Here is a 12,591-nt window from a genome sequence, read left to right as displayed (position 1 = left end):
CGCGGTGCGGCCCGCGCGCTCGATCGTTGCGCGACCATGGGGTTCATCCGCCGGGAATGCAACGTGCTGCGCGGCACTTCCCGGATCACTGACGAATCATTCGCGACCGTCGTGAAAAACCGGCAGCACGTGTTCCGCGATTTCCTCGACGACTTCGCGCAGCGGCCGCGCCGAGCCGAGGTTCAGCGTCACGTGATGCGTGCCGGCTGCGCGCATGCGTTGCAGGACCTCGATCAGCGCCGCGCGTCCGGTTGCGTAACCGAGCGGCAGGGCGGTGGCGGGCGCAGCGCGGTTCGCATCGAGATCGAGCCGCATCGCCACGCCGAACGCGCGAAACGCCGGTTGTGCCAGCCGCTCGACGGCCGCTCGCCACATCGAATGACGCGCATGCTGCGTCTCCGGATCGCGGTGATACGTCATCCAGCCGATCGCGTTGCGCGCGATCCAGTCCACGCTTTGTCCTCCCGAGCCGACCGCGAGCATCGGCACCGCGGCGTCGCCGTGCGGCAGCAGCGCGAACGCCGGCGCGCCGGGCGGCGTCTCGTCGGGCAGCACGCGCGACGGAACGTCGAGCCCCGCCGCGACGACTTCCCAATGGCGGCGATAGCGGTCGCGCCGCGTTTGCGCGTCGACGCCGAACGCCGCATATTCGGACGGCCGGTCGCCGGAGCCGAGGCCGAGGACGAAGCGCCCGCCGGACAGCGCGGCCACCGACAGCGCGCCCTTCGCGATGTGCAGAGGATGCCGCAGCGGCAGCACGATCGCACCGCTCGCAAGGACGATCCGGCGCGTGCGCGACGCGAGCGCGCCGAGCAGCACCCACGGGTCGAGATGTCCGACCGGGTCGGGATAGTCGGCACTGTTCAGCGGCACGTCGCGCACCCACAGCGCGCGAAAGCCGAGCGCGTCGGCCAGGGCGGCGAGTTCGAGTTGTTCGTTGAAATCCGCGACGCTGTCGCCGGCGCGCAGCAGCGGCAGCGTCAGGCCGATCGACAGCCGCTCGTCCGAGAAGACCCGGCTCGCGGCGCCGGTGCGGTCGGTAGCGGTCGGCGGCATGGTCATTCCTCGAATGAGTGGACGAAGCGGACACGCGTGCGGCCGTGTCCGGGGTTGGCGATGTACCGACGGGCATCGCGTTGAGCACGCATCGTGCATCGTGCGTCGGGCCGGCTGCGGAGCGCGCCGCGCGATTCGTGCTGCCGCGGCGACGATCGCAGGATTGTAAGCGGATCGTCGGTATCGCGTCGGCACCGGTGAATCGCGCCCGCCAACGCGAGCGATCGCCCACGACAGTGCGGTCACCGTCCGCCGCTCGCGCGGACGGCCTCGCTGTTTCATTTTCGAATCATTCACGCATTGGCGTCGCTGCGCGCGTTGCATCGCCGCGATATCGGGGCCCGTGCAGCCTTGCGCCGTGCAGCATGGTGCGCTCCTTGCATGTCTTGTGCACGCCAAAAGTGCGCGCGCCGCCGCCGTGGCGCGCGGCCTTCGCTTCAGCGGGTCGGACGCATCGAACACGGGGACAAGACAATGAGAACAGATCGAAGCGCAACCTGTCGTGTTGCAAACATGAATCGCAGTCCTGTCCGTGATCGTGCACGCGCGTCGCCGCCGCTGGTGGCGACGTAGGCGCGCGCCCGTCCGTTCCGTCCGGACGCACGCCGACAGCCAGTGTGCAGGCGTGACGCACGGGATCGACCGCTGCCGGCCGGCATGACCCGCGGCGGCATGCTGCGGGACGACCGACGGCAGCGAAGCGTCGTCGTGCCGCCCGCCGCGCGCAGCAGGCGCGAGCCGGACGCCACGCGCTCGCTGCGGCGCGGCGAATCGCCAAAAACCGCGAAGTGTGGACGCGCAGGCCGCCACGCCATACCGGGAAATCGCAGGTGCAGTTCAGGGGTAGGGTTCGCCGGCCGAGCAGCGGCGGATCCGACGAGTTTGTGCTGTCAGTTGATCCACTACCCCGATGGATCAATTGTTGGAGCGCCCATCGCCATGTGGCCGATGGGCGTCTTTTTTTGCGCCATCGCGGTCGTGTGCCGGCCTCCGGCCGGATCGCGCAGCGTTCTGTATCATGTGCTGGCGTGCTGGAGCGCCGCTGCGGGGCGCACGACGTTCCGGCGCGCCCCATCACGTTCGATCACGCTCGATCCCGCCCGCCGACATGAACGACACCCGCCTGCACGATCCCGACCTGCACGACCTGTACGACCCGCCGTCCGCCGGCATCGACCCGGCCGCGCTCGATGCGCTGCATACCTTCGTCGAGCGCCATCCGCGGCTGCTCGTGCTGACCGGCGCGGGCATCAGCACCGATTCCGGCATTCCCGGCTATCGCGACCGCGACGGCAAATGGATGCGCTCGCCGCCGATCCAGCTGCAGGACTTTCTCGGCTCCGACGCCGCGCGCCGGCGCTACTGGGCGCGCAGCATGATCGGCTGGCCGGTGGTCGGCCGCGCGCAGCCGAACGCGTCGCATCGCGCGCTCGCGCGGCTCGGCGCAGCCGGCCGGATCGAGCGCCTCGTCACGCAGAACGTCGACGGCCTGCACCAGCGCGCGGGCAGCGCCGACGTGATCGAACTGCATGGCGGCATCAACGGCGTGACGTGTCTCGATTGCGGCGCCGATCATGCGCGCGCGACGATCCAGACCATCCTCGAAACGGACAACCCCGAACTGCTCGGCGCACAGGCGGAGCCGGCCGCCGACGGCGACGCGCATCTCGAATGGACCGCGCTCGATACGTTCCGCGCGCCGGCGTGCCCAGCGTGCGGCGGGCTGCTGAAGCCCGCGGTGGTGTTCTTCGGCGAAAACGTGCCCCGCGAGCGCGTCGCACTGGCGTCGCAGGCGCTCGATGCGGCCGATGCGCTGCTCGTGGTCGGCTCGTCGCTGATGGTGTACTCGGGCTATCGCTTCTGCGTGTGGGCGCACGCGCAGCACAAGCCGGTAGCCGCGCTGAATCTCGGCCACACGCGTGCCGATCCGATGCTGACGCTGAAAGTCGAGGCGCATTGCGCGCCCGCGCTCGACGCGTTGAATACGCGGCTCGGCATTGCGGCCGGCGTGCCGGAGCGTGCAGCGTGAGCGGGCCGACGGCATCGCCCGATCCGGCCGAACGGTTGTCGGCGCCGGCCGCCGAGCGCAACCGCGGACCGATTCTCGACGTGCTGCGCCGCGTGCTGCCGGCGCAAGGCAGCGTGCTGGAGATCGCGAGCGGCACGGGCCAGCATGCGGTGCATTTCGCGCAGGCGATGCCGGGGCTGCGCTGGCAGCCGAGCGATCCCGATCCACGGGCGCGCCGCTCGATCGCCGCGTGGGCCGCGCATGCGGGCGTCGCGAACCTCGCCGAGCCGCTCGCGTTCGACGTGCGCGACGCGTCGTGGCCGGCCGATGCGCTCGACGCCGTCGTCTGCATCAACATGATCCATATCTCGCCGTGGGCGTGCACCGCCGCGCTGTTCGCCAGCGCGGCGCGCGCGCTGCGCACGGGCGGCGTGCTGTTCCTGTACGGTCCGTATCGGCGCGAAGGCCGTCACACCGCGCCGTCCAACGAAGCGTTCGACCGGCAACTGCGCGAGCGCGACGCGTCGTGGGGCGTGCGCGATCTGGAGGCCGTCGTCGCACTCGGGCTCGATTGCGGGCTCGACTGCGTCGAGGTCGTCGAAATGCCGGCGAACAATCTGAGCGTCGTGTTCCGGCGCTTGCCGCACGCGGAGCAATGACACGTCGTCGCGCATCGCGACCGGGTTTCCACTATCCTTTCGCCTGTGCGCGCGGCCCGATTCGGGCCGCGCACCGTTTTTTCCGGAGAATTGACTAATGGGCAAACAAGCAATCGGTGTGATCGGGCTCGCGGTGATGGGGCGCAATCTCGCACTCAATATCGAGAGCCGCGGTTACGCGGTGTCGGTGTACAACCGCAGCCGCGAGAAAACCGACGAACTGATCGCCGAATTCCCGGGTCGCAATCTGGTCCCGACCTATACGCTCGAGGAATTCGTCGCGTCGCTCGAAACGCCGCGCCGGATCCTGATGATGGTGAAGGCCGGCGAAGCGACCGATGCGACCATCGCGTCGCTCAAGCCGCTGCTCGAGAAGGGCGACGTGCTGATCGACGGCGGCAACACCCACTTCACCGACACGATCCGCCGCAACCAGGAACTCGCGCAATCGGGCCTGCACTTCATCGGCACCGGCGTGTCGGGCGGCGAGGAGGGCGCGCTGCGCGGCCCGTCGATCATGCCGGGCGGCCAGCGCGACGCGTACGACCTGGTCGAGCCGATCCTCAAGCAGATCGCCGCGAAGGCGCCGTCGGACGGCGAGCCGTGCGTCGCGTACATGGGGCCGGACGGTGCGGGCCACTACGTGAAGATGGTTCACAACGGGATCGAATACGGCGACATGCAGCTGATCGCCGAGAGCTACGCGGTGCTGAAGGACGTCGCGGGCCTGACGAACGACGAGCTCGGCGCGGTGTACACCGAGTGGAACCAGGGCGAGCTCGACAGCTACCTGATCGAGATCACGTCGAAGATCTTCGGCAAGAAGGACGACGAAACCGGCAAGCAGCTCGTCGACGTGATCCTCGATCGCGCCGCGCAGAAGGGCACCGGCAAGTGGACGAGCCAGAACGCGCTGGATCTCGGCGTGCCGCTGCCGCTGATCACCGAGTCGGTGTTCGCGCGCGTGCTGTCGTCGCTGAAGACCGAGCGCGTCGCGGCCAGCAAGATCCTGTCGGGGCCGGCTGCCGCGCCGTTCGACGGCGATCGGGCCGCGTTCGTCGAAGCCGTGCGCCGCGCGCTGTACCTGAGCAAGGTGATCTCGTATGCGCAGGGCTTCGCGCAGCTGCGCACCGCATCCGAGGAGTACGGCTGGAATCTCGATCTCGGCACGATCGCGAAGATCTTCCGCGCGGGCTGCATCATCCGCGCGCGCTTCCTGCAGAAGATCACGGACGCCTACGCGAAGGATCCGGCGCTCGCGAACCTGTTGCTCGACCCGTACTTCAAGGACATCGCCGCCAACTACCAGACCGCGCTGCGCGACGTCGTGGTGGCCGCGGTGAAGGCCGGGGTGCCGGTGCCGGCGTTCGCGTCGGCGGTCGCGTACTTCGACAGCTATCGTTCCGAACGGCTGCCGGCGAACCTCGTGCAGGCGCAGCGAGACTTCTTCGGCGCGCATACGTTCGAGCGGACCGACCGCCCCGGCAGCTTCCACGCGAACTGGTCCTGAGGGAGGCGGCGAGCCGCGATTGTTGCGAAATTCTATTCTTTGAGTAGGGTTTTTGGTTCCAGATCCCGGAATTGTTGGCGTCACGGAAACAGTGTTTTCGTTCTTTCATGGTTTTCCCTAGGTGCTCGCCGGACTAAACTTGGTTCCATCGCTGCAGACATGGTGTGTGCGGCGGAGCAAAAAAATTCCGGAGGTAATCATGAAATCGCTGATCGCAACGTTCGCTGCAGCTGCCGTTCTCGCCGTCCCCGCCGTGTCGTTCGCCCAACAGAATGCGCCGGTCACCCGTGCGCAAGTGAAGGCCGAGCTGGTCCAACTGCAACAGGCCGGCTACAAGCTGGGCAGCGACCGGACCGACTACCCGGTCGGCATCCAGGCAGCTGAAGCGCGTGTGAACCCGCAACAGAACGTCGCCGCTGCCGATACCAGCGGCTACGGCGCGCAACCGGCCGGCCAGCAAGAGTCGGGTGCACCGGTAGCCAAGACCGGCTGGCAAGTGAAGCGCGTGTCGGACGGCGCACCGATCTACAAGGGTCGTTGATCGCCGACGGTCGGCGGGCCGCTACCGCGGCCCGCGTTGACCGATCTCAGGCAGTACGAACAGCCCGCCGTTCCGCATCCCGGAACGGCGGGCTGTTTTCATGGGCTGCACCGGTCGCGAGCGGGCGGCGGCAGCCGCAAGATTGTTGCGGGATCGGCTACGGGTCGCGGGCATGGGCGCGACCAATGGTATCTTTGCCGGGCGGGACGACGCGAAAAAGGGGCCGATGAGCCCATTCGCGCCGACGTTCCGCAGTGGAAACTGCCGGCCGCGCCAGCGGTCGGATACTGGTTGGTCCGGCCGTGCGGCCGGACATCGTGCGTCGCATGCCGGAGGGCGGTGGGCGGCGCAACGACGCAAACCCCGGAGGACCCTTGAGAGAAACGATTCCGATCCACGAGGCGCTGACGCGCTGGCTGCCGCAGGCGGCGTTGGTCGTCGCGGCCGCGGCGCTGTCGGGCTGTACGATGACGCCGTGGACCGACAGCTGGCAGCCGATGCGATCGTCGACGCCCATGTCGGCCGCGACGCCCGGCGTGATCGCCGGCTATTACCGCGTCAACCCGGGCGACACGCTCGCGAGCGTCGCGGCTGCCTACGGGCAGCGCGTGCAGGACGTCGCGAGCTGGAACCACATGTCGCCCAACGACGCGCTGTCGCCCGGCCAGGTGCTGCGCGTCGCGCCGCCGCCGGCCGCGACGTCGCTCACGCAGGCGCCGTCCGCCTCCGCGCAGCCGGGCTCGCTGGCATGGCCGGCTACCGGCATCGTCGCGACGCCGTTCTCGGCCGGCAAGACGCGCGGCATCGTGATTGCCGCGTCGGGGCCCGATCATTCGGTGCGCGCCGCGGCGAACGGGCGCGTGGTTTATGCCGGGACGGGCGTCAAGGCATATGGGCCGCTCGTGATCCTGAAGCATGAAAACGGCCTGATCACCGCGTACGGGCACAACGGCAAGCTGCTCGTGAACGAAGGCGACGCGGTGCGCACGGGGCAGCCGATCGCCGAGATGGGCACCGATCCGAGCGGACGCGCGACGTTCGAGTTCGAAGTTCGCCAGAACGGCAAGGTCGCCGATCCGATGAACTTCCTGGCGCGCAACGGCGGCTGACGCCATCGCATGACGACGTGTGCGCCGCGCGGCGCACACGTTCCCGCCTTCACCCGTCCTCGAGCTGCGCGGCGCCGAGCCGCGCCGGACGATTGCCGAGCCAGCGAATCCCCAGCGCGAGCGCCGCGGCGCCGAGCGCGATCAGCGAACACTGAACGGCGACCGGCAGGTAGCCGTGCGGCCGCGGATCGACGAACGGATACGGGTACCAGTTTTCCAGTGCGCCGCGCACGAGCGTATAGCCGAGATAGACGACCGGAAAGCCGAGCCACGCGACTGTGCTGCGGCGCGGAATCGGCGAGCGCGGCCTCACGTACAGCCAGTCGCACAGCACGACGAGCGGCACGATCCGGTGCAGCACCCAGTTGTTCAGGGGTGGCGTGACGTGACGCAACGCATCGAGCCGCGCGAGCAGCAGCTCGTAGACGATCGCGGTGATCAGCACGTACAGCACCGCCGCGCCGCGCATCGACTCGTAGCGCGCGGAGCCGGTGCGTGGAATGCGCGACAGCCCCGCGATCAGCATCGCCGCCGCGTACAGACTGCTCAGTTGTGTGAAATAGCTGAGATAGTTGCCGAGATGAAAACTGGGCAGGCCCCAGCGGCCGGCGACGCTGTGCAGCGTGGTGGACACCGCGAGCAGCGCGGCGACGAGCCGGTAGGCCGCAACGAAGAACGCTTTGCTCATGATGCCTGCGCAACGTCGCACCAAAGCTTCATCGTGCCACAGCCGTGCACGCGCGCGATGCGGACTTTCCATATGGCCGCCATGCCGCCATGCCGCCATGCCGCCGCGCCGCTCTGATTCGTCGGATATTTGATCCAGTCGTGCAATACCCGCTGCCCGCGACGCTACAATCGCGACAGCCGCCGCGCGCCGGGCAGCCGCGGCCCGTGCCGGCCGCGCATACTCCACGAGCAACATGAGAGCAACGATGAAAAACATAATCGCGAAACAGTCGCGCTACAGCACGCCGGCTATCTTCTTTCACTGGGCCGTCTTCCTGCTGGTTGCGCTCGCCTATCTGGCCATCGAGGTTCGCGGCCCCAAAGGCAGCGACAGCCGCGCGTTCTGGATGAACGTGCATTTGACCGCAGGCACGTTCGTGCTCGCCTTGTCGGTGCTGCGCGTGGTGTGGCGCATGGTGAGCCGCGCGCCGGACGCGATCGCGCAGGCGCCGTTGCTGAAGTGGCTGTCGACGCTCGCGCATCTGGCGCTGTACGTGTTCATCGTCGCGCAGCCGCTGCTCGGCATCATGATGGTCAACATGGGCGGCAAGCCGGTGTCGCTCGACTGGCTCGGCGTGTCGTTCACGCTGTTCGGCCCGGACAAGGCGCTGCGGCCGACGATCAAGGAAGCGCACGAGCTGATCGGCAACGCCTTCTACTTCGTGATCGGCCTGCATGCACTGGCTGCGCTTTATCATCATTTCGTCCGGCGTGACGACGTGCTGCGGCGCATGATGCCGTAAGCCGCGCAGGTTCGACGCGCGCACGCTGCAGGGGCGCATGGTTGCCGATACAACCATGCGCCCCTGCGTCGTTTACGGCCGCGCTCGGCTGGCCAGCGCGCTAAACATTCTGTAACATCGCGGCTGCTTTTACATTCTGTTTACGCATTGCCGCGCATGCTGCATCGACATCGTCATCTGACCGCCTGGCTCGGCGTGTTCGCGATCTGGCTCGCGATCGCCGCGCCGCTGGTATCGCAGTGGCGTATCGCGCAGGCCGCATCGCCCGATGCGGTCGTCTGCGGCACCGGGCACGGCGCACATCTCGCGCGGGCGGCGCAGCAGACGCACGATCACGCGGCGCATCTCGACGCCTGCGGCTATTGCGGCTTCTTCGCGCACGTTCCCGCGATCGGCGGCCCCGTCGCCGCGTCGATCGCCTTCATCCCCGCCGTGTTCGCGGGCGCTGCCGCACCGCGCACGCTTGCGGCTGCCACACGACGCTATCCGCGCGCGTATCCACGCGCACCGCCCGAGCGCGCCTGACGCGCAGTCTTCCGTCTCTTTCATCGCCGCTATCCGTGCAGTCCGTCGAGGCTGCGTGGAGGGCGTCACTCGGGCTTACTCATGACCAATTTTTCGTCGCGCGCGCCGAACGCGTCGCGCCATCCCGATGCACGGCGCGTGCCGCGCGTGCTCACTCTCACCGTTCCCGCGCTGGCCGTCAGCGCGATGACCGCCGCCGTCGCGGCCGAACCCGTGCGCGTCGCCGGCGCGCCGCCGGACGACGCAGCGTGGCTGTTGCCGCCCGTCGAAGTCGTCGCGTCGCCGCTGACGACGCCGCTCGTCGTCGTCACCGATCCGAAGACGCCGCGTCAGCCGCTCCCGGCAAGCGACGGCGCCGATTATCTGAAGACGATCCCCGGTTTCACGTCGATCCGCAGCGGCGGCACCAACGGCGACCCCGTGTTGCGCGGGATGTTCGGCTCGCGGTTGAACATCCTGGCGAACGGGCTGCCGACGCTCGGCGCCTGCCCGAACCGGATGGACGCGCCGACCTCGTACATCGCGCCGGAGAGCTATGACAAGGTCACCGTCGTGAAGGGGCCGCAGACGGTGCTGTACGGGCCGGGCGCGTCGGCCGGCACCGTGCTGTTCGAGCGCGTGACGCCGCGTTTCGAGCGGCCGGGCATGCGCTTCGACGGCAGCGTGGTCGGCGGCTCGTTCGGCCGCAACGACCAGAACGTCGACGTGACGGCCGGCACGCCGGACGTCTACGGCCGCGTGATCGCGAATCACGCGCACGCGCAGGACTACCAGGACGGCAACGGCGATACCGTGCCGTCGCAATGGGACAAGTGGAACGCGGACGCCGCGCTCGGCTGGACGCCCGACGACCATACGCGAGTCGAGCTGACGGCGGGCACCGGCGACGGCTACGCCCGCTACGCGGGGCGCGGAATGGACGGCGCGCATTTTCGCCGCGAAACGTTCGGCCTGTCGTTCGACAAGCGGCATCTCGGCGACGTGCTCGAGCGGATCGAGGCGCGGGTGTACTACAACGAAGCCGATCACGTGATGGACAACTACACGTTGCGTCAGCCGGATCCGACCAGCAGCATGCCGATGCGGATGGCCTCCGAGGTGCGGCGCCGCACGTTCGGCGCGCGCGCGGCGGCGACGCTCCGGTTCGGCGACGACTTCAAGCTCGTGACCGGCGTCGACGCGCAGTCGAACCGGCTCGATTCGCGCTCGGCGATGGGGCGGCAGAACTACGGCGACCAGCCTTGGGACCCGCAGGCGACGATGTGGAATGCCGGCGCGTTCGGCGAGCTGACGTGGTTCGCGAGCGATGCGGCGCGCGTGATCGGCGGCGCGCGGGTCGACTACGCGAGCGCGCGCGACAAGCGTGCGGCGACGAGCGGGATGATGACGAGCAAGCCGAATCCCACGTTCGACGACGATCGCGCACGCGTGCTGCCGAGCGCCTTCGTGCGCTATGAACGCGACCTCGCGTCGCTGCCGCTCACGTGGTACGCCGGTATCGGCCACGCGCAACGCTTCCCCGACTATTGGGAGCTGTTCTCCGCGACCCGCGGCCCGGCGGGCTCGATCAACGCGTTCTCGGCGGTGCGGCCGGAGAAGACCACGCAGCTCGACATCGGCGCGCAGTACAAGAGCGGCCGGTTCGATGCGTGGGTGTCGGCCTACGCGGGCTACGTACAGGACTACATCCTGTTCGACTACTCGACCGGAATGATGGGCGCGACCACGCGGGCGACCAACGTCAACGCGCAGATCATGGGCGGCGAAGCGGGCGTGTCGTGGCGGCCCGTCGCGCCGCTGCGCGTCGAGACGTCGCTCGCGTATGCATGGGGGCGCAACGCGACGAGCGGCGATCCGTTGCCGCAGATGCCGCCGCTCGACGCGCGCTTCGGGCTCGAATACACCCGTGGCGCCTGGTCGGCCGGTGGCCTGTGGCGAGTCGTTGCGGCGCAGCATCGCTATGCGTTGAACCAGGGCAACGTGGTCGGCAAGGACTTCGGTCCGAGCAGCGGGTTCGGCGTGCTGTCGCTCCATGCGCAATACAACGTCAGCAAGAAGGTGCAGATCTCGGTCGGCGTCGACAACGTGCTGAACAAGGCCTACACCGAGCATCTGAACCTCGCGGGCAACGCGGGCTTCGGTTATTCGGCGAACGCGCCGGTGATGGAGCCCGGGCGTACCGCGTGGGTGCGCGTCAGCGCGAAGCTGTAACGCGCAGCGCGTGTGCGATGCAGCATGCGCGCGCAGCGGCGCGCCCCCGCCCGAAGCGGCGGGGCGCGTCAAGCGATTAGAGAACCGTATCTAGTCGGGACCCAACGTTCGCCACTCGTGATTCACTCCCGCATTCGATGCACATGCCGGCTGCGTTCGAGGCAACGGGCAATGTGCATCGATCCGATCTCATTCGCACCAGAATCACAATAATCAGGAGAACATAGATGGTCAGATCGATGCGTTCCAGGGTGGTGGCAGCGGCAGTGGCATGCGCGATGAGCGGCGCGCAGTTCGCGGGGACGACCGCAGTGATGACGCTCGCGACGACGCACGCGGCGACCGCGGCAACCGCGGCGACGGACGACTACGCGGCGACGCGCTATCCGGTCGTCCTCGTGCACGGCCTTACCGGCACCGACAAGTACGCAGGCGTGCTCGAGTACTGGTACGGCATCCAGGAGGATCTGCAGCGGCACGGCGCGGCCGTCTATGTCGCGAATCTGTCCGGTTTCCAGAGCGACGACGGTCCGAACGGGCGCGGCGAGCAGCTGCTCGCTTACGTGAAGACGGTGCTCGCCGCGACCGGCGCGACCAAGGTGAACCTGATCGGTCACAGCCAGGGCGGCCTCACGTCGCGCTATGTCGCGGCGGTCGCGCCCGATCTGGTCGCATCGGTGACGACGATCGGCACGCCGCACCGCGGCTCCGAGTTCGCGGACTTCGTGCAGAGCGTGCTCGCCTACGACCCGACGGGGTTGTCGTCGTCGGTGATTGCAACCTTCTTCAACGTTTTTGGCATCCTGACGAGCAGCAGCAACAACACGAACCAGGACGCGCTCGCCGCGCTGAAAACGCTGACGACTTCGCAGGCCGCTGCATACAACCAGAACTATCCGAGCGCGGGTCTCGGCGCGCCGGGCAGCTGCCAGACGGGTGCGCCGACGGAGACGGTCGGCGGCAATACGCACCTGCTGTACTCGTGGGCCGGCACCGCGATTCAGCCCACCGTGTCGATGTTCGGCGTCACCGGCGCGAAGGACGTCAGCACGATTCCGGTGATCGATCCAGCCAACGCGCTCGACCTGTCCACGCTTGCGCTGCTGGGCACCGGCACGGTGATGATCAACCGCGGCGCCGGGCAGAACGACGGCCTCGTGTCGAAGTGCAGCGCACTGTACGGGCAGGTGCTGGGCACGCGCTACAAGTGGAACCACCTCGACGAAATCAACCAGTTGCTCGGCGTGCGCGGCGCGTATGCGGAGGATCCGGTCGCGGTCATCCGCACGCATGCGAACCGGCTGAAACTCGCGGGTGTGTGACCTCCGCTCGCGCGCAACGCGACGCGCGTCGCGTTGCGTCGCGGGACGTGTCGACCACTCGGCGAACGGTCTCGCGGGGTGGTCAAACCTTCGCGGTTTGTGATTCACTCTCGGCCTCGACGCGCACGCCGGTACCGTTGTCTGCAACGGCGCGTGCGCGTCGCCGACGCGTGTTCGC

Annotated in this window: 11 protein-coding genes; 9 read left to right on the top strand and 2 right to left on the bottom strand. The window is 68.4% G+C overall.

Annotated features, from left to right (window positions below; all coding sequences use genetic code 11):
• Positions 1 to 96: 96 nt before the first annotated feature.
• Positions 97 to 1,056 carry a TIGR03571 family LLM class oxidoreductase gene (locus AK36_RS07195; RefSeq protein WP_045578454.1) on the bottom strand — a complete coding sequence of 320 codons (960 nt, stop codon included), beginning with the start codon at positions 1,054 to 1,056 and terminating at the stop codon, positions 97 to 99.
• 1,108 nt (positions 1,057 to 2,164) lie between these two features.
• On the opposite strand from AK36_RS07195, the gene AK36_RS07190 reads away from it, so the two are divergent.
• The 5 genes from AK36_RS07190 to AK36_RS07170 all read left to right on the top strand — a co-directional run bounded on the left by AK36_RS07190 (position 2,165) and on the right by AK36_RS07170 (position 6,883).
• Positions 2,165 to 3,085, top strand: coding sequence for an NAD-dependent protein deacetylase (locus AK36_RS07190; protein WP_045578173.1), 921 nt, complete (start codon positions 2,165 to 2,167; stop codon positions 3,083 to 3,085).
• On the top strand, positions 3,082 to 3,723 hold the full coding sequence (locus AK36_RS07185; RefSeq protein ID WP_045578172.1) for a DUF938 domain-containing protein: 642 nt from the start codon (positions 3,082 to 3,084) through the stop codon (positions 3,721 to 3,723). The genes AK36_RS07190 and AK36_RS07185 overlap by 4 nt, the downstream gene beginning before the upstream one ends.
• A gap of 97 nt (positions 3,724 to 3,820) precedes the next feature.
• On the top strand, positions 3,821 to 5,233 hold the full coding sequence (gene gndA / locus AK36_RS07180) for an NADP-dependent phosphogluconate dehydrogenase (RefSeq protein WP_011881690.1): 1,413 nt from the start codon (positions 3,821 to 3,823) through the stop codon (positions 5,231 to 5,233).
• A 199-nt stretch (positions 5,234 to 5,432) separates the two neighbouring features.
• Entirely contained in the window at positions 5,433 to 5,774 is a 342-nt protein-coding gene (locus AK36_RS07175) for a DUF4148 domain-containing protein (RefSeq protein WP_011881691.1), read from the top strand.
• Between the two features lie 374 nt (positions 5,775 to 6,148).
• A complete protein-coding gene (locus AK36_RS07170; protein ID WP_045578171.1) occupies positions 6,149 to 6,883 on the top strand; it encodes a peptidoglycan DD-metalloendopeptidase family protein in 735 nt (244 codons plus the stop codon).
• Between the two features lie 49 nt (positions 6,884 to 6,932).
• On the opposite strand, the gene AK36_RS07165 is transcribed toward AK36_RS07170, so the two are convergent.
• Positions 6,933 to 7,571 carry a Pr6Pr family membrane protein gene (locus AK36_RS07165; RefSeq protein WP_045578170.1) on the bottom strand — a complete coding sequence of 213 codons (639 nt, stop codon included), beginning with the start codon at positions 7,569 to 7,571 and terminating at the stop codon, positions 6,933 to 6,935.
• A 247-nt stretch (positions 7,572 to 7,818) separates the two neighbouring features.
• Here AK36_RS07165 and AK36_RS07160 point away from each other — a divergent pair, with 247 nt between their 5' ends.
• The 4 genes from AK36_RS07160 (at position 7,819) to AK36_RS07145 (ending at position 12,413) form a co-directional block, all read left to right on the top strand.
• The gene (locus AK36_RS07160; RefSeq protein WP_045578169.1) at positions 7,819 to 8,355 is read left to right on the top strand and encodes a cytochrome b; all 537 of its coding nucleotides are present in this window, start codon (positions 7,819 to 7,821) and stop codon (positions 8,353 to 8,355) included.
• A 156-nt stretch (positions 8,356 to 8,511) separates the two neighbouring features.
• Positions 8,512 to 8,880, top strand: coding sequence for a DUF2946 domain-containing protein (locus AK36_RS07155; RefSeq protein WP_011881695.1), 369 nt, complete (start codon positions 8,512 to 8,514; stop codon positions 8,878 to 8,880).
• Positions 8,881 to 8,961: 81 nt separating this feature from the next.
• Positions 8,962 to 11,091 carry a TonB-dependent copper receptor gene (locus tag AK36_RS07150; protein ID WP_045578168.1) on the top strand — a complete coding sequence of 710 codons (2,130 nt, stop codon included), beginning with the start codon at positions 8,962 to 8,964 and terminating at the stop codon, positions 11,089 to 11,091.
• Positions 11,092 to 11,318: 227 nt separating this feature from the next.
• Entirely contained in the window at positions 11,319 to 12,413 is a 1,095-nt protein-coding gene (locus tag AK36_RS07145) for a triacylglycerol lipase (RefSeq protein WP_045578167.1), read from the top strand.
• Positions 12,414 to 12,591 lie beyond the last annotated feature (178 nt).

It is taken from the genome of Burkholderia vietnamiensis LMG 10929 (genome assembly GCF_000959445.1).
Taxonomy (GTDB): domain Bacteria; phylum Pseudomonadota; class Gammaproteobacteria; order Burkholderiales; family Burkholderiaceae; genus Burkholderia; species Burkholderia vietnamiensis.
Note: the sequence above shows the minus strand (reverse complement) of the source record. Positions and strands in the feature narration are given on the sequence as shown.

Bases quoted from the DNA above. Each gene is read 5' to 3' on its own strand.
- AK36_RS07195 (WP_045578454.1), bottom strand. From the start codon at position 1,056: ATGCCGCCGACCGCTACCGACCGCACCGGCGCCGCGAGCCGGGTCTTC.
- AK36_RS07190 (WP_045578173.1), top strand. From the start codon at position 2,165: ATGAACGACACCCGCCTGCACGATCCCGACCTGCACGACCTGTACGAC.
- gndA (WP_011881690.1), top strand. From the start codon at position 3,821: ATGGGCAAACAAGCAATCGGTGTGATCGGGCTCGCGGTGATGGGGCGC.
- AK36_RS07175 (WP_011881691.1), top strand. From the start codon at position 5,433: ATGAAATCGCTGATCGCAACGTTCGCTGCAGCTGCCGTTCTCGCCGTC.
- AK36_RS07165 (WP_045578170.1), bottom strand. From the start codon at position 7,571: ATGAGCAAAGCGTTCTTCGTTGCGGCCTACCGGCTCGTCGCCGCGCTG.
- AK36_RS07160 (WP_045578169.1), top strand. From the start codon at position 7,819: ATGAAAAACATAATCGCGAAACAGTCGCGCTACAGCACGCCGGCTATC.
- AK36_RS07155 (WP_011881695.1), top strand. From the start codon at position 8,512: ATGCTGCATCGACATCGTCATCTGACCGCCTGGCTCGGCGTGTTCGCG.
- AK36_RS07150 (WP_045578168.1), top strand. From the start codon at position 8,962: ATGACCAATTTTTCGTCGCGCGCGCCGAACGCGTCGCGCCATCCCGAT.
- AK36_RS07145 (WP_045578167.1), top strand. From the start codon at position 11,319: ATGGTCAGATCGATGCGTTCCAGGGTGGTGGCAGCGGCAGTGGCATGC.